Genomic DNA, 20,472 nt, shown 5'->3' on the forward strand with positions numbered 1-20,472 from the left:
GAATGCTCCTGATGTTTTGGTGGGGAGGACCGGGAGGCCAGGCCTCCCGGTCTGTGATGGTTTATTACTGCTGTGCGTTGTCGATGATCGACTGCATTTCCGACTGCGCATTGGAGAAGGCCGAGTCGACGTTGTCTCCAAAGATTGCGGCGTTGGTGAAGCCGGCCCATGGGCCGTTGGCGCTGTTGATCAGGTCGTTGAACTGCAGCGTATAGGGCGTCTTGGCGATGGAGATGGCTTTCAGGCCCACCTGCATGCGCGGATCGAGACCTTGAAGCACTTGGTCGGCGATATCGCCGCGCGTCGGCAGGCTGCCATATTTCGCCATGATCTTCTGGCCGTCCAGCGAATAGGTATATTCGAGGAACTTCTTCACGGCATCGAGCTTCTTCGTGCCCTTGGAGATGACGAAGTTGTCGCCGCCGGCAAAGGAGGACGTCTTGCCGTCGACACTTGGGATCAGCGTTACACCGAAATGGATATCGGGATATTGCGTGATCAGCGTGCCGATCGAGAAGGCGCCGATGCTCTGCTGGCCGATCTTGCCGTTGCTGATGCTCAGGAAATTGGCGCCAGTGTCACTGGCAGCACCTGCCGGCACCAGATCCTTCTTGACCATGTTGCGGTAGATATCKACGGCCTTGCGCATCTGCGGCGTGTCGAGCGTCGCCTTCTTGCCGTCGGCCGAAAGAATGTCGGCGCCTGCACCCCAGGTGAGCGGAGTGAAGGTGAAGATCATGCAGCCGCCGCAGCCGCCGCCGGAGAAATAGAAGCCGTAGGTATCCCCGCCGAGCGCGCGGATCTTCTCGGCATTGCTGGTGATCTCGTCCCAGGTCGTCGGTGCTTTATCCGGGTCGAGACCTGCTTTCTTATAGAGGTCCTTGTTCCAGGCGAAGACGGAGGTCTCGACGGAGAGCGGCAGGCCATAGATATGGTCCTGATAGGTGCCGAGCTTCACATGCGACGGCGAGAGCGAGTTGAAATAGGGCAGGCTTTTGGCCCAGTCGGTCAGATCTTCCAACTGGCCGGCAGCGGCGAAGGCTGGCGTGTAGATCAGGTCCATCGACAGGGCATCGGGGGCCTGTCCGCCGGCGATCGCGGTTGCGTATTTCTGCACGAGTTCCGAGAAGGGCACCTCGGTCATGGTGACCTTGTCGTCGTGGCTGGCGTTATAAGCCTCGACGACCTTCTTGAAGGAATCACCGATGCCGGAGCGCACCCACATCGTGATGTTTTCGGCGGCAGACGCGCCGGACATAAGGCATAAGGATATGAGGCCAGTCGCGGCCAGAAGTCGCTTCATCATGTTTCTCCTCCCATGGGGCATTTCCTTCTGCCCCTCTTCCTCAACTAATGCTCGGGGTTTCCCCCACACGACTGCCGCACGACCAATTCGCACGGCAATGTCCTGATTCCCGGTTCGACGGCGCGGCCTTCCGCCAGTGCCAGCACCGTCAGCCCGGCCTCTCGACCGAGAGCCTTGAGATTCATATCGACCGTCGTCAGCGGCGGCCGTGTTTGAGCGGCGACGATCTCCCAATTGTCGAAACCAACCACGGAGACCTCCTCCGGCACGCGTACGTCGCGCTCACGCAAGGCGTCGACAACCGCACGGGCGATCTGGTCGTTGCCGCAGAAAATTCCGTCCGGCTTCGGTCCGGGCGCATCCCAGATTTTCGCGACGGCCTCATGTCCCCAGGCCTCGGACCATGTGCCGTACATCACTGGCAGCGCGTCGCCGACCAAGTCGTGGTAAGCCCTGGTGCGCTCACGCACCGAAACGAAGCTATCCGGGCCGGTAACATGGGCGATCCGGCGGCGGCCGAGACCCAGCAGCCATTCGACGGCAAGCGTGGCACCCTGAAAATCGTCGGCGCAGAAGGTAACACTATCGGATGTCCCCTCCGTGAAGGCGTAGACGACGGGCACGGGCAGGTTGGACAAATCCACCGGCAGCCGGCGGTCGATCCTCTTTCCCGAAGCGATGATGCCATCGACGCTCTTGTCCAGCATGGCGTCCACATGAACCTTTGCGAGCGCAGGATCGTCTTCGATCGTGCAGAGAAATACCGAGACGCCGTGGTCGACGAGCGCCTCGGTAATCCCGGCCATCACAGGGAGAGTGAAACGGCCGTAGGTATCGTTGGTCAAAAGACCGATGGTGAAACTCCGATTGCTGAGCAGGCCCTTGGCCAAGGCATTCGGCCGGAACCCGATCTCGGTCGCGACACGCTTGACCCGTTCCCGCGTATCGCCGCCCATTCGCCCGGTATTGTTCAGCGCTTTCGATGCGGTCGAAATGCTGACACCGGCGGCAGCGGCAACATCGTGAATCGTTACCCGACCGTTTCTGATCCGCTGGTTTTCCAGATGTCCTCTCCCAAACTTATTTGCGCTGAGAAAACCTTTTCTCAAAGCGAGAGTCAAGATGAGAAAAGCTTTTCTCAATTTTTTTTGATCATGCCCGCGGATGGATGTCTTTCGCGGTAAGCGGGCCGGATGTCTGTGCGATTTTTACGGTCGGTMGAAAGACCAGCGGTTCACCATATAGGTGCGCGGCGAGGTTCCKAGCATGCGGCGGAACATGGTGGTGAAAGCGGCGACGCTCTCATAGCCGGCCTCCAAAGCAACGTTGGTTACCGGCTGTCCTTCCTCAAGCTGGGGCAGGCATGCGAAGACGCTCGCCTGCTGGCGCCAGGTGGTAAAGCTGATGCCGGTCTCCTTGCGAAATTGCCGGGTAAAGGTCCGGCGGCTTGTCGCCAGTTTCTCGGCCCAATCGTCCAGCCGGGCATTCGGCGTCGGGTTTGCCAGATAGTCGCGGCAGAGCGCCGCCAGCCGCCGGTCGGACGGAAAGGGGAGGCCGAGCGGGCGTTCCTCGAGCGTCGAAATTTCCTCGATGAGAAGGGAGAGGACGAGTTCGGCCTTGCGATTGCCGAGGGGCGCCTCCCGCAGCCGAATGGCCTCAAGCAGCAGGCTGCGCGCGAGATCCGTCACCTCGACGACACGGGGCGCTTCTTCCGGCGGGGTCGGATCGTTCGGCATAACGTAGACCGATTTTATGCTGACATCGCTCAGCATCTCGACGGAATGTTCCAGGCCAACGGGGATGAACAAGGCATGCCCGGGCGGCACCATCCAACGGCCGCGGGTCGTCAGGATCAGGACGACGCCGGCGAAAACGCAGAGCAATTGTGTGCGGCGATGACGATGCCAGGGAACAGTGTAGCCCTGCGGCGGCTCCGAGCTGTGGACGAGTACGCCGGCGTTCGATCCCTCCATCCAGAGCATATTTTGCTCATGGTCCTTATCGAGGGTTGCCAGCAGCTTTTGAGAGAGCTTTTCCATTTTGGCCCGATCGCGAAAGAACTGGACCAAAACACGAAAGAAGGTCACCTGCAAGCCGTGTACAAGGCTGATCAATGGCATGGCTGAAAAGAATCGGCCGGCGCAGGAAGGAATCCTCAATGGTTGCGGCATTTTCGGGCCCGCAAGCCCGATTTGAGAAGACGACAATTTCAATCGTCGTGGCGGTCAGCGTCTGCCACCTTCTGAACGACATCATGCAATCACTGCTGACGTCGCTCTACCCGATGTTCCGGGAAAACTACGCGCTCGATTTCGTTCAGATCGGTCTTCTGACGATGACGTTTCAGATTACGGCGTCGCTGTTGCAGCCGGTGGTCGGCATCGTCACCGACAAATGGCCCATGCCTTATTCCCTGCCGGTCGGCATGGTCAGCACGTTTTCAGGGCTGGTGCTGCTCGGTTATGCCAACAGCTTCGCGATGCTGATGGTCGCAGCAAGCCTCATCGGTTTCGGGTCCGCCGTGTTCCATCCGGAAGCCTCGCGCGTTGCGCGGCTGGCCTCCGGCGGGCGTCATGGCCTGGCGCAATCGCTCTTCCAGCTCGGCGGCAATGCCGGCTCTGCTATCGGGCCGCTGATCGCCGCCTTCTTCGTGCTCCAGCACGGCCAATCGAGCGTCGCTTGGCTTGCGGTTCTGGCGGTGATCGGTTTCATCGTCCTGAGCTGGGTCGGCACCTGGTATGTCAGCCATCGCCGACAGCATGCCGCGCGTCCGGCTCCGAGCCGCGCCTTGCCGATAGCCCGAAACAAGGCCGTGTGGGCGCTTGCGATCCTCATTCTGCTGACGGCAACGAAGAACGTCTATATGGCAAGCATATCGAGCTATTTCACCTTCTACGTCATCGATAAGTTCCATCTCGACGTTCGCGATGCGCAATTGATGCTGTTTCTTTTTCTCGGTTCGGTCGCGGTCGGAACGATCATGGGTGGTCCGGTCGGCGACCGTTTCGGTGCACGCTTCGTGATATGGTTCTCGATCCTCGGCGTTATTCCCTTCGCGCTGATGATGCCCTATGCGAACCTGTTCTGGACCTGCGTACTCACGGTGGTGATCGGACTGGTGTTTGCCTCGGCCTTCCCGGCGATCGTGGTCTTCGCACAGGAATTGATCCCCGGCCGCGTCGGGCTGATCGGCGGCATCTTCTTCGGCTTCGCCTTCGGGGCAGGGGGACTTGGTGCGGCGTTCCTCGGCGATTTTGCCGATACGCACGGCATTTCGTTCGTCTACACGGTCTGCTCGTATCTGCCTCTGCTCGGTCTGTTCACGATCTTCTTGCCTCGTATACCGAGGCGTTGAGCAATGGCGGCGGGGTTGTTTACAGCCCCGCCTGCCCGTCTCGCCGGCTGCGCGGAGAGACAAGCCCTAAAAATAGCTGCCTTTTTGAGGCTGGTCATCGGCCTCTTCTTCGCCGTAGTCTATGTCTGCTTCACGCAGGAGGAGGAGACCGTCGAGTGAGCACCAGCATCAAAGTCCCGGCCGAGGAACCTTTCTCTGGCCGCCTTGCCTTCGAGCTTTTGCCGGTCGTGCTCGCCTGATCCCGTCAAACCGTCATCATCCTTCTTGCTTCGCAATGCCTCATTCTCGACGCCACGACCGCCATTCCGGTCCGGCCTGACATCAACCATGTAGGACATGCCATGCAGCTCACCATCGCCCAGCGCTTAGACCGCCTTAAGGTACGCACCGCAGAGCTCAGCCATTGGCGCGAGCGCGCTGTACTTGCGATCGACAACTGGACATTCGAAGGCGAGGATATCGCCATCGGTGAGGCTTGGCCGCATCGCAAAGGTGTGGTGCATTTTGCCTCGCAAGCGAAGGTGCCTGGCGATTGGCCGCTCGAAGAAACCCGCCTGCAGCTCGATCTTGGCGGTGAGAGCCTGATCACGCTCGCGTATGAAGGAGGCGAGAGCGAGAGCTTCGGCCTCGACCCCTTCCACCAGGAATTTCCGCTTAGGGATCGCAATCTCTCGATCGCCACGGACAGCGTTGCGCGCTTCCCGTTCGGCGAACCGAACCGCCAGCCGAAGCTAAACCGGGCGCGGCTCGCCTGGCTGGATATCCCCGTGCACCGGCTGCACCTTTTGTTGCGGCAGATAGTCGAGGCGATCGAAGCGCTTGATAGCCATGAGGTGGTGCCGCATCTCCTCGATGCCGCCGAGATGGCGCTGCGCAGTTTGGACTGGCCCTCCGCCACGGCTTCTTATGTCTCCCGTACGGCCAACGCCGAATGGCAGCAAAAGATCTGGGAATTGCCCGAGTTGGTCGAAAACCCGCCGGGCCTGTCCGAGGATGAGCGCGCGACTGTCGTTACGGCCTATGATGGCCTGATTGTCCGGCTGAGGACCCTGCAGGAGCGCTATCCGCAAAATGGCGAATTGCTGTTGACCGGCCATGCCCACATCGATCTCGCCTGGCTGTGGCCCTATGACGAAACGCGCCGCAAGATGCGCCGGACCTTTCATACGGCGCTGTCCTTGATGAACCGCTCGCCTGATTTCCGCTTCAACCAGTCGACGGCGCATTATTATGCGCAGATGGAGGCTGACGATCCGCAACTGCTTGCGCGCATCAAGGAAAAGGTGGCCGATGGCTCCTGGGAAGTGATCGGCGGCATGTGGGTGGAGCCGGATACGAACATGCCGACGGGCGAAAGCCTGGTGCGGCAGATCCTGTACGGCCAGCGCTATTTCGAAAAGACTTTCGGCGCCCGTCACACGGTCTGCTGGCTGCMGGATTGCTTCGGCTTTTCCGGCGCCTTGCCGCAATTGCTGCGTCAGGGGGGCATCGACAGCTTCTTCACCATCAAGGTCAATTGGAGCGAAACCAACCGCTTCCCCTATGATCTCTTCTGGTGGGAAGGTCTGGATGGCAGCCGGGTGCTGGCGCATACTTTCGACAATCCGATGCAGGGCTATAACGGCTTTGTTCAGCCGGATTGCCTCATGCCGACCTGGAAGAACTTCCGGGCGAAAACCTTGCGCGATACCTCGCTGCTTGCAGTCGGCTATGGTGATGGCGGCGGCGGCGTGACGCCGGAGATGGTCGAGCGGGAAGTGCAGCTACGCGATTTCCCTGCCATTCCGAAGGCCCGTTGGGGCAAGGTCGCCGATTTCTTTGCGAGCGCCCATCGAACCGCTAAGGAAAAGCGCTTTCCGACCTGGTCCGGCGAAATCTATCTCGAGCTGCATCGTGCAACGCTTACCAGCCAGAGCAGCGTCAAGCGACTGCACCGCAGGGCGGAGCGAGCGCTGATCACCGCCGAAACCCTGGCCTCGGTCGCCCATATGATCGGGGGACCCGCGCCGCAGAGCCTGGAAGCCGACTGGCGTGTCACCTTGAAGAACGAGTTTCACGATATCCTGCCGGGATCGAGTATCAACGAGGTCTATCAGGACGCCGAGCGCGAACTTTCCGGCGTCATCGATAACGCCAAGATCGCTCAAAAGGACGCTGTGGATGCCATCGTTTCGGCCCTGCCGAGGGGCGGCATTGCGGACGCCCTCGTTGTCGTCAATCCATCGCTGGATACCCGGCCGTTGCATGCGGTCCTCGCCGACGGCACGGTTCTTTCCACCAGCGATATAATCTCGCCGCTTGCCATCCATGTCTTCGACCGAGCCACATTGAAGCCGGTTAGTGGTTTGTGCGCCGAAGCGGGGCGGCTGGAGAATGAGCATCTCGCCGTCATCATCGGTGCGGATGGGGCGGTGCGGAGCCTTCTGCACAAGGCGACCGGCCGCGAGGCGCTGGCGGAACCCGCCAATCAGCTCTGGGTCTATCCGGTCGACAAGCCGCGCAATTGGGATGCTTGGGATATCGACGCCGATTATCCTGCAAAGGGTATCCGTCTCTCGCAGCCGGAAAGCATCGAGCTTGTCGAAAACGGTCCAGGTCGGGCCGCGATCAAGGTCGTGCATCGGTATCGCGACTCCCGCATCGTGCAGCACTACGTGCTGACGGCCAACGCGCGGCGGCTGGACATCGAGACCGAAATCGACTGGCATGATCGCCGCACCCTGCTGCGGTCATTGAGCCCGGTCGCGACGCGGGCACGCACCGCCACGTTCGAATGCGCTTATGGCGTCGTCAGCCGTCCGACGCACACCAATACGAGCTGGGATGCCGCGATGTTCGAGGCGGTCGCCCATCGCTTCATCGATCTCAGCGAGCCGGATTTCGGCGTTGCTTTGCTCAACGACGCGAAATACGGCCACAGCGCCCGCGGCAACGTGCTCGGCATCAGCCTCGTGCGTGGCCCCATCTATCCCGATCCGCTGGCGGATGAGGGAATGCAACGCTTCACCTACGCGTTGTTGCCGCACACCGGCGAATGGCATTCCGGTGGCGTGCGTGAGGAGGCCGATGACCTGAACCAGCCTTTGATCGTTGCGGCGGCCACCAATCTTGCGGAGGCGACGCTCACTCCGATTGCCGTAACAGGCACACCGGTCGCGCTTTCGGCCATCAAGCCGGCTGAGGATGGCGATGGTCTCGTGCTGCGCGTCTACGAACCGGCCGGCCGGCGCGGCGGACTTGCCGTCATGCCGACAAACGGCTGGGCGGTTAGCGAGGCTGTCAATCTGATGGAGGAACCAGCCCAACGCGATGCCGGTCCGGACATCCTGCCCTTCGAGGTCAGAAGCTGGAAGGTGAAACGGCCGTGACGGCTGCGCCGACCTGGATGGTCGAATGAAGTGCAGCCGGCGCTCCGCGACGACGAATTACACCTTCAGGAATTGCGAAGACTTATCGAAGCTCAGGCCTGGGAAGATCTTCGAGCTGAGGTCGTCGGCGCCGACATCGAACTGTCGATAGAGCATCGCGGCGGCGATCTCACGCACATCTGCGGTGGGCATCAGGTCGCGGTCCTCGAAGAGCTGTTCGTCTTTAATTCCCGGCCATTTGCCAAGCACGCGGCCGCCATTGATGGCCCCGCCCGCCAGCAGGCAGCAACCGCCCGTGCCATGATCCGTGCCGCCGGAGCCGTTCTGGCGGACGGTGCGGCCGAATTCGGTCATCGCCAGAACCACAGTCGTCTTCCATGCATCCGGGCCGAGCGTATTCTTCAATGTCAACACCGCTTGCGTCAGGTCACTGGCCGCTTTCCGAAACTGCGCTGCCTGCTGCACATGGGTGTCCCAACCGTTGATGGAGAAGCTGGCGATGCGGTATTCGCGCAGCAGCATCTTGGCGGCAAGCGCTGCAACATCGGCTATCTGCTCGCCGCGTTTGGTGCCCGGTGCCTCGCCCATCTTAGCCGATTGATCGGCACGTCTTGCCTCGTCCATCGCCTTGGCGAAAGCGGGATCGTTCGCATAAAGGCGTGTCAGGAACTGCATCTCATCCGCACCCATGGCCAGGCCGGAATCCGAGGCCCAGACGTCGACCATATTGGGGCCGGACAGGATTAATTCGGTCGAGGTGTTGATGTCGATCGCCTTGTGCGCCGTCGAGCGCGCGATGCTTCCGAGTGCGCGGTTCAACCATCCCGTCCTTTCCTCGGCGACGTGACCGCCGCCCGATTCCAGCATGTCCTGGCCGTCGAAATGGCTGCGGGCGTCGCGATAGGGCGTCGAAACGGCATGGACGAAGGCTAACTCCTTGGCCTTCCACAGCGGCAGCAGATCCGCGGCCGCCGGATGCAGACCGAAAAACCCGTCGAGATCGAGAAGCCCCTTGTCGGGAGCAAGAGCGATGTCCGGCCGCAAGCCGGCGAAGGATGCTTCCCCATAGGGCTGCACCAGATCGAGCCCATCCATGGCGCCACGCAAGACGATGGTCACGAAGCGGTTGTCTGCGGGCATGGCCGCGAAGGTCACCGGCGTAAAGATCGGCGCAGCCGCGAGACAACAGGCGGAAGCGAGGAAACCGCGGCGGGAAAGCGAGAAGGGCTTGTCGTCTGCCATGAGAATGCTCCTCGCTCTAGCGACGATTGAATTCGGGCGAAGCAAACGCGAGCGTCAGGCCCGTCATCTTGTTCGGCGCTTGCGACACAACCCGGATCGTGTCGTCGCGAGCCGCATCCGCCAGCGTCTCCTTGAGAAATTGCCTCGGATCATACTGCTTGCCATAACGACCGATCGCGCGCCGCGCCCAGGAAATCCGTTCGGAAAGTTCGCCGGCATTGATCCAGGCATCAAAACCCTCGGGAAAGCCGGCCGGGCTCGGTGGCCGCCAGACCGGCTGCCCCATGCGCTGCAACGCGTAGACGCCGAGACCGCGCGGCGCGTAGAAAGTCGCGTCGATTGCGGCCTGCCGACGCTTTGCTTCCTGCGGATCCGGCGGATCAGTTGTCTTGCCGGGTATGGCAGAGCTATTGCTCGGCATGGGCGGATTGTCGTCGGCCGTCGCCTGGCCGGCACCCTCGTCATCGGCGAGCGGATCGACGACTGCACCTGCCGCCGCATTCCTCGGAAGATCGAGTGCCCGCAGCCCGGCCACGACAAAGTCGAAAGGTTGCCGGGCCTTGCTTCCTTCATTCGTCCAGGCGGTCGGATGATCGAGCATCGCGCCATAGACCGCCATCAGGTCGCCATCCGTCTTGCGCCACGCCTGGGTCATCGCGTCGATCATCGCTTGCGGCGGCGTGTCGGAAATAAAATGGAGTGCAAGCTTGCGGCTGATATGCGCCGCCGTTTTCGGGTTCAGCGCCAGATCGTCCAGCATCTGCAGACAATCCCGCTCCGACCGCTGCGTTCGGCCATAATTGACACCCAGCACCTGATGGCTGCCGGGTTCGGCAACTGCCTTGCGGAAATCCACCTCGACCGACTGCCGATCAACAGTGATGCCCGTCAGTACCATCGCGGCGGATCGCACATCGTCCTGCGTATAGCCGCTGCCTGCGCCGAGGGTATGCAACTCCAGCAACTCGCGGGCGAGATTCTCGTTGAGTCCCTTGCCGCGTTTGATGCCGGCGGGAGAATTAGGTCCGAGCGATTGCGTCTGATCGAGATAGATCAGCATCGCCGGATGTTGGGTGGCGCTGCGCAGCAAATCCGGAAATGTCCCGCCGATACGGGGTCGGATCGCCTCTGCCTCGAAGAGGGGAACGATAAGCTTCATCGGCTGAGCCTTGTCGACGCTCACCGAGAAATGGTTCGTCCAGAAGACGGCCAGCCGCTCGTAAAAACCGTTCGGCGAGAAGACCGCCTGGGCAATCCGCGCATCGGCATCGCGCTGGTAGCTCTGCTGAAGTTCCTTGAAGATTGCCTTCTGTTCATCGCGCTTGGCGTCATCATCGATGTCGCTGCTGCGGATGTCGCGGAGACGGTCGGCGACGTTGCGGATCGCCTGGCGGCGCGCCTCGATGCCGCCCACCGGAAAGAGGCAATTGCCGTCGCCGATCCGCATCGGATCGAGCAACGCGTCCTTGTTGGCGGGCGGCGTTTCACCGGGGCGAAAACCGTAACCGAACCGTAGTGCCGCCATGGTCTGGAATGAAAGGCTCATCGCTTGTCACCGCATCACCGCTGAGGTGATACGCTCGCAGGCAATTGTGTCAGGAAAGTTCGGAAATTATGGCGTTTTTCTGACATGGACAATTTGTAATCCCCCTTGAAGGGAGCCTCGTCATAGGGCTATCGTCCAGGTGTCAACTGCTTCAACGGGCTGTCGGCGAGTGGGTTGGATCAGATTTGTCGCAGGCGTCCGATCTGTCCTAATTCCTCCCTAATTTCTCCTCTATGAGGCGAAGCGGAAAAGAGGTGAGCGATGGTCAAATTTATTCATCGGAACATGGCGCTTTTGCTGGCAACGGTCATGACCGCGCTCGCCATCGCCGTGTACAATACGATTTCCCTGCTGGTGAGACATCACCATGCAGCGCTACACGACATCCGTCATGCGATCTCCGTGCTTGTTATCTTTGGGATTTTTTATCTTGTCGTGCGCTATATCCAGGCAATACCGGAAGACGCTGACTAGAATTCCGCAGAAGCTTCAAAGGCCAAAACTGGCAATGCGACGCGTGTCCGGCGTCTAAGCTCTCGACCTCAATCGTCGCCCGCAGAACCCACGCGCCACGAAACTTCTCTTTGCGACGGGCCTGGAATGGCAAAGTCGGCAACCGCATCTCTGCGATTGCCGTCCATAACATGTTCGTGATCAGGCGGCTTAGCGAGCCTTCGAGGGACGCGTAGCGGCTGCCTTCTCGACCATGGCGGTGACTTCGGCGCGGCGGGCGCCGGACAAAGGCAGGCGCGGCATGCGGACGCGCTCGGAGCCACGGCCCATGATCTGCTCGGCGAGCTTGATCGACTGGACGAGATCATGCTCGGCATCCAGATGCAGGAGCGGCATGAACCAACGATAGATGCGGCGCGCTTCTTCCCAATMGCCACGCTMGGCAGCGGCAACGAGCTGTACGGATTCCTCCGGGAAGGCGCTGGTGAGGCCGGAAACCCAGCCCTTGGCACCGAGCATCAGCCCTTCGAGCGCAACGTCGTCAAGGCCGGCGAAAATGTCGAAGCGGTCGCCGAAGGCGTTGATGAGGTCGGTGAAGCGGCGCGGGTCCGGCGCGCTTTCCTTGACGGCCTTGATGTTCGGCACCTCGGCGAGGGCCTCTAACACGTCGGCGCCGATATTGACGCGATAGGCTGGCGGATTGTTGTAGAGCATGATCGGCAGCGAAGTCGCTTCCGCCACCGTGCGGAAATGCGCGATCAGCTCCTCCGGCTTCGGAACATAGACCATGGCGGGCAGGAGCATCAGGCCATCGGCGCCGAGCTTCTCGGCATCGCGCGCATAGGCGGCAGCGCGGCGCGTATCGAATTCTGAAACGCCGGTGACGACCGGAACGCGGCCGTTCACCACCTCAACCGCCGCCTTCAGGATCATGCGCTTCTCTTCCGGGTCCAGTGAATTGTTCTCGCCGCAGGTTCCCATGACGATCAGGCCGTTGACGCCGTCATTGACGAGCGCGTCCTGGACGCGCTGCGTCGCCGCGAGGTCCACGGAAAGATCTTCGTTGAATTGGGTCGTTACGGCGGGGAATACGCCCTTCCATCCTGTCGTCATTTTGGATCCTCGATTGAAAGTGCTTGCGTTATATACAAACTGTCGACAAGATTCAAGAATGACCAGACKACGAAGATGGGTCGATTGCCCGCTGTTGCTGAAAGCCGGCAAAACGAAATAGAAAAACCTTTCTTTCGAAGAAGGATATCGGATGCGGAACGAGGCGGAGAATGTGCGGGTACGGGGCTCGGGCACGCAGAGCGTCTATGCGGCCCTGCGCCGCGAAATCCTGTCGATGGCGCTGGAGCCGGGAAGCCCGCTCGACGAAGTCCGGCTTTCCGAACGCTTTAAGATGTCGAGAACGCCGATCCGCGAGGCGCTGCTTCGGCTTGCCGCAGAAGGGCTGGTGACGACGCTGCCCAACCGCAACACCATCGTTGCGACGATCGATTTTGCCAGCCTGCCCACCTATTTCGAGGCGTTGACGCTGATGTACCGCGTGACAGCGCGCGGGGCGGCGGGGCGGAAGGATGCCGAACTCATGCAGCGCGTGCGCGCCCGGCAGAAGGAATTCGCCGATGCGGTGACCGCCCGCGATGCTTTCGGCATGATCGAGGCGAACCGTGATTTTCATGTCGCCATCGCCGAACTTGCCGGCAATTCCTACTACACCACGTTCTTTGCGCGGCTGCTGGACGAGGGCCGGCGCATCCTGCGTCTCTACTATTCGACCTTCGACGATCGCCTGCCGCGTCAATATGTGGACGAACACGAGGAGATGATCGCCGCCATCGAGGCTGGCGATGTCGAGCGCGCCGACCGGCTGGCGATCGATCATGCGGCGCAGATCGTGCGCCAGATTCAGGAATACATCGCACGTGACCTCGAACGTCCCCTTGCGATTGAGATTTCGTGAGGCGGTTCGCTGTCAACGTATTGCCCACAACCGCATTAGTGTCGATTCAACAGGTATCAGCCGCATAAGAGCCCGGCGTAACAGGAACTGGCAAGCAAGATGACATGGTCCCATCCTATCCCCCGCATCACCGATGACGAGAGGCAGCTCCGGCTGAAACGCCTGAGAGAGGCGCTGGAGACGAACGGAATTGCCGGCATGCTGCTCGGCTCCACGGAGAGCCTGCGCTATTTTACCGGTCTCGTCTGGCATCCAAGCGAACGCTTCCTCGGCGCGCTCGTCACGCCAGCTACACTTTATTACGTCGTTCCGGGTTTCGAGCGCAGCCGCGTGGAAACGCTACCGCATCTGCCTGGCGAAATCCTGGTGTGGGAAGAGGAAGAGAACAGTGCCGGGCTCGTAGTGCGTCAACTGGGTCGAGCCGGTACGCTCGCACTCGACGACGAGCTGCCGCTTTTCTTCTACCATAGGCTCGTCGCCGAGTTCGGCTCCGAAAGATTGCAGGACGGTGGTCAAATCATCCGGAGCCTGCGGCGCATCAAATCTCCAGCCGAGATCGTGCTCATTCAATACGCCATGAACCTGACGCTCGACATTCAGAAGCAGGCGCATGCGATGATGAAGCCAGGTATCAAGGCTTCGGAGGTCGTCGATTTCATCGACCGAGGGCATCGCCAGGTCGGGGCAGACGGCGGCTCGACCTTCTGTATCGTTTCCTTCGGGACGGCAACCTCCCTGCCGCACGGCGCTGACGGCGATCAGACACTTGGCGCAGGCGACGTCGTGCTTGTCGATACCGGCTGCCAGATCGACGGCTATCATTCCGATCTCACCCGGACCTATGTGCTCGAAAGCGGCAACCGCGAATTCGAAGCGGCTTGGGCGATCGAGCGGGAAGCCCAGCAAGCGGTCTTCGACGCAGCGAAGCTCGACGCACCCTGTTCCAGCCTCGACGATGCCGCGCGCAAAGTGCTTTCAAAACACAGTCTTGGCCCCGACTACGGCCTGCCAGGCCTGCCCCACCGCGCCGGCCACGGCCTCGGTCTGCAGATCCACGAGGAGCCCTATATCGTGCGCGGCAACATCACGCCGCTTGCCGCCGGCATGTGCTTCTCCAACGAGCCTATGATCGTCTTTCCCGACAAATTCGGTATTCGGCTGGAGGATCATATCTACATGACGGCGGAAGGGCCGCGCTGGTTCACCAATCCAGCCAAAGGGCCGACCGAGCCGTTCTCGTAAGTGACGAACCGCACTCGCTGACAGGAAACAATGCGCCCCTCCGCGGAACCAAATCACGTTTCCGTAGTTTAACGGCGACTCGAAGACCAAAAGCAGACAGCGGAAGCATGCTTCCGCGATGTCGAATGCATTTGGTCATCGATGCAGTCAGAAATGCGGAGGCGACTTGTTGGGATTTGAGAAGATTGCGCGTGATTTTTCTGGGCGGAAAAAGGTGGAAACCGAGCTCAGGCGGAGTGAAGAGCAGTTTCGCATCCTCGTTCAAGGTGTCGCAGACTACGCCATCTATATGCTCAATCCCCAAGGTTACGTCTCCAGTTGGAACCTCGGCGCACAGCGCATCAAGGGCTACACCCAGCAAGAGATTCTAGGCCAGCATTTTTCCCGGTTCTATACGGAGGAAGACCGCGCGACGCAGCTTCCCTGGCGAGCGCTCGATATTGCCGCCAGAGAGGGCCGGTTCGAAAACGAAGGCTGGAGGGTCCGAAAGGATGGATCCCGGTTCTGGGCAAGCGTCGTCATCGATGCTCTTCGTGATGGCGATGGATCGCTTCTGGGATTTGCGAAGGTCACGCGCGATATCACCGAGAAGAGAGAGGCCCAGCGCAAGCTGGAAGAGGTGCGGGAAGAACTGTTCCAGGCACAAAAGATGGAAGCCGTCGGCCAATTGACGGGCGGAATGGCTCACGATTTCAACAATTTACTGATGGCCGTTCTCGGAAGTTTGGAAATTCTGCGCAAGCGGACCGCTGACAATCCCGATATCACTCCATTGATCGACAATGCCATGCAAGGCGCACAACGCGGTGCCGCGCTGACGCAGCGCATGCTTGCCTTCTCGCGGCGTCAGGAACTCAAGATCGAGCCGCTCGACGTAACCGCGCTGGTTCGCAATATGGCTGACCTGCTGCAGCGCACCATCAATCCGTCGATGACGATCGAGACACGTTTCCCCCTCGGCCTTCCGAGAGTGACCTCCGATCCGAACCAACTTGAGAACGCTCTCTTGAATTTGGTCGCGAATGCACGCGATGCGATGTCAAAGGGTGGACCGCTCGTCATTGCCGCGGAACCCCGGGAGATCGCGAGGGATGAACCCGACGGACCGAAAGCAGGAGCCTATGTGTGCCTCTCCGTCAAGGATGCGGGAGAGGGGATGGACAGCGCGACGCTTGCCAATGCGACCACGCCCTTCTTCACGACCAAGGGTGTCGGCAAGGGAACGGGTCTCGGGCTGCCTATGATAGAGGGATTGATGGCGCAGTCTGGTGGCAAGCTGATCCTGAAATCGCGGAAGGGCGAGGGAACCACGGCCGAGCTTTGGCTTCCTGTCGCAGCGAAAACGGAGGCGAGGAAGGAAGAGCCGGCGATGGAAGCCGCGCCCGCAGGCGGAGGCTTCTTCAATATCCTGGCGGTCGACGACGACGTACTCGTCCTGATGAACACGGCAATTATGCTGGAAGATCTCGGCCATACCGTGCTGCAGGCTCATTCCGCAGAGGAAGCGCTGAAGCTGCTGGACGATCACAATGACATCCATATCGTCATCACCGATCACGCCATGCCAAGGATGACGGGTTCTCAGCTCGCCGCGGCGCTCGCCGAGCGGCGGCCGGGTTTGCCGGTCATTCTCGCGACCGGCTATGCCGAGCTTCCGGCTGGCAGCAACAACGATCTACTCCGCCTGCCGAAACCATTCAATCAGGACCAGCTTGCCGCAGTAATTGCAAAAGCCGTGATGGAGGCGCCGCTTGCCGGCACTGCTGCTGGCGAGGCGTAGGCATCGCTGGGCAATGTTAGTCCGTTCAGGCATGTCCGTAGGTGAGCTTCGGATACCAGTCCCTTGCCCGTCCCTCGGGCGTCATGTCGAGGATTGTCCAGAGCGGCATAAGATCGGGTGCACCGCGCGGATCCTGGCCGGGATCGGCGGTCACGGGACCCATCTCCTCGCTCCAGAAATGCCGGATCGTCCCATCCCTGCGGGTAAAGACATTCACCGCGGCATTGTCGTTGCCATTGGCGCCAAGCGCGCGGTAGTCGCGGCTATATTCGCCCGTCGGGTCGGAATAGAGCGGCAAATTCTGCCAGTGGCGTTCCGTCTTGAAATCGAGCAGTTTTTCGATCGGTGATCGTGCCACGACGGCAATCGCCATTCGCTGTTCGATATCGAGCACTTCGCCCTCCAGCGCCGAAAGAAACGAGGTGCACATCGGGCAGGGCCGTGTCCGCTCCGGGCCGAACATATAGCTGTAGATCAGCAGGGTTTCCTTATCGTCGAACAAATTCTCGAAATCGACCGGACCGTCTGGGCTGATGAACTGATACCGCTTCTTCACAATGCCGCCCGGCGGCAGCGCACGCCGTTGCGCGGCGACGCGCTCTATATGGCGCCGAAGTTCGATCTCTTCCGCCAGCAGGGCGTTGCGTGCCTGCCGATATTCATTGGTCTCGTTGGGAAATCTGGCACCGTTTTTCTGCGCCAGTTCTGCCGCAGGTGTATATCCATCTTCGTTGATCATGATGTTCTCCCTTGCGATTCCATGGGCCGATACCTAGTCGTATGGCACTGTCGGAATTCGACCTGACGCCGGAGAAAACCCGATTGCCGATCGAAAGTTCCAGCATTCGACCGGGCATTGGACAGACGGGAATCACTGGGCGGCGGAGCGGACCCCGGCGGTGTCACCCCATTCGACTTCCGATGTCTGTTCCTCGTTCTCGAGCATCGGTGCGTCCATGACATAAAGATAGCCGTCGAGCATGTCGCACGCGCGCTCGGTGGCGTCGATCTTTGCCTCCGTTTCGCTGATTGCGGTCGCGATGGCCTTGATGCGGGCGCGCAGCATGTGGCCGACGACATCCTTGCCGGGGCGCTTTCCCAGGCGATCCAGATGAAGGCGAATGCGGTCGGAATGACGCTCCAGTTCGCTTTTGCTGAAGTGTGCCTTGCGGATTTCTTCCAAGAGGCTGGCGCGCATATGGGCGACCGGATCGAAGGTTCCAGGCTCGCGCTCGTCCAGAACCATATCGGTGATGAGCTTCTCGATGGCGACCAGCGCCTGCAGATCGACGGCGTCGGTCAGTTCGACGTCATAGCCAGTATCGTCGAACACCTTTCGGCGTACCGGGTCCAGAAGCAGCTCGTAGGCCTTCTGCAGCCGCCCGAACGCCTCGACGTCGCCGCCGGAATCCGGATGCGTCGACTTTGCCCGCTTGCGATAGGCGGTCTTGATCTGCTCTTCGCTCGCATCGCGTCCGATGCGGAGAATCTCGTATGGATCGGTCACTCCAACTCCTGCTGCCGCTCAGCACCGTCCAAAGTCCTGAAGCCCTGATGCCGTCGATGATCTCGGCAGGACGCGGTGCCTGCCGAGGGACGCTTCGTATCCGTCCCCGTTTCTTCTCTATCATCACCTGGGCAGAGTTTGGACAAAAACCGTCAGCACTGGGCGCAGAAACATTCCTTCTGTTGAAAGCCACAGGTCTTTTGAGGATTTTTGCATGGGGTTTCTCGTGACCCCAAACCATGCGTGTCGTTCCTGTCAGATTAGATCAGGCAGACAAAGACTTTAAGGCTGCTTGCGCATTATGCGCGTGACCTCTTCCGCCGGAATGGGTCTGCTGAACAGGTATCCCTGGATGGCATGGCATCCGGCCCGCGATAGAAAGCGGGCCTGTTCTTCCGTTTCCACGCCTTCAGCGATCACATCGAGTTCCAGCGATCGCGCCAGCGAGACGATCGCGGATGTGATCGCCATGTCGTCGGCATCGTCCGGAATATCGGCGATAAACGACCGGTCGATCTTGAGGCGCGACAACGGGAAGCGTTTCAGCGTGCTCAGGCTGGAATAACCCGTGCCGAAATCGTCGATCGCGAGACTGACGCCCAAGGCGTTGAGTTCGTGCATTTTCATGATCGCTCCCTGCACGTCACGCATCAGAAGGCTCTCGGTAACCTCGATTTCGAGCCACTGCGGTTCAAGACCACTCTCGGCGAGGGCCGCGGCCACCTGCCGGGTCATGCCATGTTCCTGGAACTGCCGGGCGGACATGTTGACGCCGATCTTCACAGGAGGGAGCCCCTGTTCCTGCCATTTTTTCGCCTGGCTGCAGGCTTTCCGCAGGACGGCCTCTCCGATCGGAACGATGAGGCCAGACTCCTCGGCGAGCGGAATGAAGTCTCCGGGGAAGACGAGCCCGTCGGTCGGATGGTTCCAGCGCACGAGCGCCTCTACGCCGATAATCTCGCCGGAGATCATATCTTTTTGCGGCTGGAAGTGCAGGACGAACTCATCCCGTTCCACTGCGCGCCTAAGCTCCTCGGAACGTCCGAGTTTCTGCCGTGCACTCTCCGCCATTGCCGGATCGAACACCTCGATGCTGTTCCGGCCGTTCTCCTTGGCGCGATACATTGCCATATCTGCGTTGGCGAACAGTTCCGTGGCCGTTTTGCCATGCATGTCAAAGCAGGCCATTCCAATGCTGCAGGTGAGCTGCAGGTTCATTCCCGCCAAAGTAAGTGGCCTTGCGACGGCTTCGCGAATCCGCGCCAGCCACGAGACGAAGTCTTCCTCGGTCTGCTCCAGCGCCAGAATGAACTCGTCGCCACCAATGCGCGATATCATATTGCCGTGTCCGATCTCCGCGGAGATCCGGTTCGCCACGATCTTGAGCAACTCGTCGCCGGCCGCATGGCCGAGGCTGTCGTTCACGAGTTTGAAATTGTCGATGTCGAGGAAGACGACCGCGACTTTCCGCGACGTTTTATTGGCCCGCCGCAGCATATCATCGAGCTTTCGGTCGAGCAGCGTACGGTTCGGCAATCCGGTCAGGGCATCGTGCTCCGCAAGGAAGGTGATGCGCTCGGCGTCATAGTGACGGTCGATCGCGATACCGACCGTCTGTGCGACGCCCGTCAGGAACTCCCACAGGCTTGCTTCATGGCAGGATATTCGGAGGGCGAGTACGCCGTGCTGTCCGCCGTCACCCGACGAGATTGCAAGGCGGCGCCATGATGCCGGATTGTCGAGGATGTCTGCCGGCAAGACCGAAGCGGTGCGTGCGGATGGGGAAGCCGCCGCGATATGGAGTTCCTGGGCGCCTTCATCGTGCAGGAGAATAACGGTGGCCGTACCGGGGATGACCTCTTCGAGCAGATCGGCGACGTCGCTGAGGAATGGGTCAAGGCGTACTCCCTTTGCKACCGCTTTGAGGAGCTGCGCCTGGGCCTTCATCAGGGCTTCCCCGCGTTTACGGGCCGAGATGTCCCGCGATGCGCCAACGACGCCGATCACTTTTCCGGTTTTATCCCTGAGCGGAACGCGCGACATCATCAGCCAGCCTTCGCCTCTCAGGCGGCGCTCCTCGAATCCAAGATCGGGTTCGCCGGTCTCCATGACGCGTCGCTCGATGACAGCTATGGCATCAGCCGCCGCCGAAGGATGGATATCGGATTCAGTCAGCCCGACCATATCCTCTATGCGCTCAAGTCCGTTGTTCAGGACAATGGCCCTATTGGCGAAGAGGAATCGGCCTTCCAGATCCTTTGCGTAGATGTAGTCGGGCACATGGTTGATCATGGCCTCGAGCCAGTCGTAACGCTCGGCAAGACTGGGCTCGCTGGACTGCGGAAGCTCATCCGCCAAGTGCGCGTGCGCAACCGGTTCTTCGGCATCCGCCGGTACCGTAGCCGCAACCTGTTGTCCACTTGCCGCCTTGTACATCTGTCCCTCACAATCCACGCTTTGCTACAGTGTGAGCAAATCGTTATGTATCAGTGAAAGTCCCGTTGCGGGACTGTGGTATCTCGGTCTTCTGTGGCGACATCGTAAATCAGTCGTTGACGACAATATTCCCGTTCAAAAATTCCCTCGCTGCGCCGTCGCTTAAAACGCGATGTCTGGAGAATTGCCGCCGCTATCACGCCAAATAAACACGCCGGCGCCCCGCCTCCGATGACGGAGACGAGGCGCGGGTCCTACAGCAGTTGTC

Annotated in this window: 16 protein-coding genes and 1 pseudogene; 7 read left to right on the top strand and 10 right to left on the bottom strand. The window is 60.4% G+C overall.

Annotation, left to right across the window (positions count from 1 at the left end):
* Positions 1–64 precede the first annotated feature (64 nt).
* The 3 genes from QD357_RS09965 to QD357_RS09975 all read right to left on the bottom strand — a co-directional run bounded on the left by QD357_RS09965 (position 65) and on the right by QD357_RS09975 (position 3,345).
* The gene (locus QD357_RS09965) at positions 65–1,306 is read right to left on the bottom strand and encodes an ABC transporter substrate-binding protein (protein ID WP_183937990.1); all 1,242 of its coding nucleotides are present in this window, start codon (positions 1,304–1,306) and stop codon (positions 65–67) included.
* 44 nt (positions 1,307–1,350) lie between these two features.
* Positions 1,351–2,370 carry a LacI family DNA-binding transcriptional regulator gene (locus QD357_RS09970; protein WP_414124335.1) on the bottom strand — a complete coding sequence of 340 codons (1,020 nt, stop codon included), beginning with the start codon at positions 2,368–2,370 and terminating at the stop codon, positions 1,351–1,353.
* 144 nt (positions 2,371–2,514) lie between these two features.
* The gene (locus tag QD357_RS09975; protein ID WP_414124201.1) at positions 2,515–3,345 is read right to left on the bottom strand and encodes an AraC family transcriptional regulator; all 831 of its coding nucleotides are present in this window, start codon (positions 3,343–3,345) and stop codon (positions 2,515–2,517) included.
* Positions 3,346–3,464: 119 nt separating this feature from the next.
* Between QD357_RS09975 and QD357_RS09980 the strand changes: the two genes are divergently transcribed.
* Positions 3,465–4,661, top strand: coding sequence for an MFS transporter (locus QD357_RS09980; protein ID WP_414124202.1), 1,197 nt, complete (start codon positions 3,465–3,467; stop codon positions 4,659–4,661).
* Positions 4,662–4,780: 119 nt separating this feature from the next.
* Here the strand turns inward: QD357_RS09980 and QD357_RS09985 are convergent, their stop codons facing one another.
* Complete coding sequence (locus QD357_RS09985; protein WP_414124203.1) at positions 4,781–4,999, bottom strand: hypothetical protein; 219 nt, start codon at positions 4,997–4,999, stop codon at positions 4,781–4,783.
* A gap of 3 nt (positions 5,000–5,002) precedes the next feature.
* On the opposite strand from QD357_RS09985, the gene QD357_RS09990 reads away from it, so the two are divergent.
* Positions 5,003–8,029 (top strand): alpha-mannosidase, encoded by a 3,027-nt coding sequence (locus tag QD357_RS09990; RefSeq protein ID WP_414124205.1) that lies wholly within the window; start codon positions 5,003–5,005, stop codon positions 8,027–8,029.
* A 57-nt stretch (positions 8,030–8,086) separates the two neighbouring features.
* On the opposite strand, the gene QD357_RS09995 is transcribed toward QD357_RS09990, so the two are convergent.
* Both QD357_RS09995 and QD357_RS10000 read right to left on the bottom strand, forming a co-directional pair.
* Complete coding sequence (locus QD357_RS09995; protein ID WP_183938000.1) at positions 8,087–9,271, bottom strand: DUF1501 domain-containing protein; 1,185 nt, start codon at positions 9,269–9,271, stop codon at positions 8,087–8,089.
* Between the two features lie 16 nt (positions 9,272–9,287).
* A complete protein-coding gene (locus tag QD357_RS10000) occupies positions 9,288–10,817 on the bottom strand; it encodes a DUF1800 domain-containing protein (protein ID WP_183938002.1) in 1,530 nt (509 codons plus the stop codon).
* 261 nt (positions 10,818–11,078) lie between these two features.
* Here QD357_RS10000 and QD357_RS10005 point away from each other — a divergent pair, with 261 nt between their 5' ends.
* The gene (locus tag QD357_RS10005) at positions 11,079–11,291 is read left to right on the top strand and encodes a hypothetical protein (protein WP_183938005.1); all 213 of its coding nucleotides are present in this window, start codon (positions 11,079–11,081) and stop codon (positions 11,289–11,291) included.
* A 189-nt stretch (positions 11,292–11,480) separates the two neighbouring features.
* Here the strand turns inward: QD357_RS10005 and QD357_RS10010 are convergent, their stop codons facing one another.
* Complete coding sequence (locus QD357_RS10010; RefSeq protein ID WP_414124206.1) at positions 11,481–12,383, bottom strand: dihydrodipicolinate synthase family protein; 903 nt, start codon at positions 12,381–12,383, stop codon at positions 11,481–11,483.
* A gap of 151 nt (positions 12,384–12,534) precedes the next feature.
* Here QD357_RS10010 and QD357_RS10015 point away from each other — a divergent pair, with 151 nt between their 5' ends.
* The 3 genes and pseudogenes from QD357_RS10015 to QD357_RS10025 all read left to right on the top strand — a co-directional run.
* Positions 12,535–13,239: a GntR family transcriptional regulator gene (locus tag QD357_RS10015; protein WP_183938009.1), complete on the top strand. Its 705-nt coding sequence runs from the start codon at positions 12,535–12,537 to the stop codon at positions 13,237–13,239.
* Between the two features lie 99 nt (positions 13,240–13,338).
* A complete protein-coding gene (locus QD357_RS10020; RefSeq protein ID WP_183938011.1) occupies positions 13,339–14,481 on the top strand; it encodes a M24 family metallopeptidase in 1,143 nt (380 codons plus the stop codon).
* 128 nt (positions 14,482–14,609) lie between these two features.
* A pseudogene (locus tag QD357_RS10025) lies at positions 14,610–16,261 on the top strand (PAS domain S-box protein); the annotation flags it as partial.
* A gap of 25 nt (positions 16,262–16,286) precedes the next feature.
* Here QD357_RS10025 and QD357_RS10030 read toward each other — a convergent pair.
* A complete protein-coding gene (locus QD357_RS10030; protein ID WP_183938015.1) occupies positions 16,287–17,000 on the bottom strand; it encodes a DUF899 family protein in 714 nt (237 codons plus the stop codon).
* Positions 17,001–17,132: 132 nt separating this feature from the next.
* Positions 17,133–17,768 (bottom strand): DnaJ domain-containing protein, encoded by a 636-nt coding sequence (locus tag QD357_RS10035; protein WP_183938017.1) that lies wholly within the window; start codon positions 17,766–17,768, stop codon positions 17,133–17,135.
* Here QD357_RS10035 and QD357_RS10040 point away from each other — a divergent pair.
* Positions 17,756–17,998, top strand: a complete 243-nt coding sequence (locus QD357_RS10040) for a hypothetical protein (protein ID WP_183938019.1) — start codon at positions 17,756–17,758, stop codon at positions 17,996–17,998. The genes QD357_RS10035 and QD357_RS10040 overlap by 13 nt on opposite strands.
* A gap of 52 nt (positions 17,999–18,050) precedes the next feature.
* Here the strand turns inward: QD357_RS10040 and QD357_RS10045 are convergent, their stop codons facing one another.
* Positions 18,051–20,204 carry a putative bifunctional diguanylate cyclase/phosphodiesterase gene (locus QD357_RS10045; RefSeq protein ID WP_183938020.1) on the bottom strand — a complete coding sequence of 718 codons (2,154 nt, stop codon included), beginning with the start codon at positions 20,202–20,204 and terminating at the stop codon, positions 18,051–18,053.
* Positions 20,205–20,472: the final 268 nt, after the last annotated feature.

It is taken from the genome of Rhizobium sp. BR 317 (genome assembly GCF_047445835.1).
Classification (GTDB): Bacteria; Pseudomonadota; Alphaproteobacteria; order Rhizobiales; family Rhizobiaceae; genus Rhizobium; species Rhizobium paranaense.

Coding starts and splice junctions, on each gene's coding strand:
- QD357_RS09985 (WP_414124203.1), bottom strand. CDS start 4,999: ATGTCCTACATGGTTGATGTCAGGCCGGACCGGAATGGCGGTCGTGGC.
- QD357_RS10000 (WP_183938002.1), bottom strand. CDS start 10,817: ATGAGCCTTTCATTCCAGACCATGGCGGCACTACGGTTCGGTTACGGT.
- QD357_RS10020 (WP_183938011.1), top strand. CDS start 13,339: ATGACATGGTCCCATCCTATCCCCCGCATCACCGATGACGAGAGGCAG.
- QD357_RS10030 (WP_183938015.1), bottom strand. CDS start 17,000: ATGATCAACGAAGATGGATATACACCTGCGGCAGAACTGGCGCAGAAA.
- QD357_RS09995 (WP_183938000.1), bottom strand. CDS start 9,271: ATGGCAGACGACAAGCCCTTCTCGCTTTCCCGCCGCGGTTTCCTCGCT.
- QD357_RS10005 (WP_183938005.1), top strand. CDS start 11,079: ATGGTCAAATTTATTCATCGGAACATGGCGCTTTTGCTGGCAACGGTC.
- QD357_RS10040 (WP_183938019.1), top strand. CDS start 17,756: ATGGATCGGTCACTCCAACTCCTGCTGCCGCTCAGCACCGTCCAAAGT.
- QD357_RS09980 (WP_414124202.1), top strand. CDS start 3,465: ATGGTTGCGGCATTTTCGGGCCCGCAAGCCCGATTTGAGAAGACGACA.
- QD357_RS10015 (WP_183938009.1), top strand. CDS start 12,535: ATGCGGAACGAGGCGGAGAATGTGCGGGTACGGGGCTCGGGCACGCAG.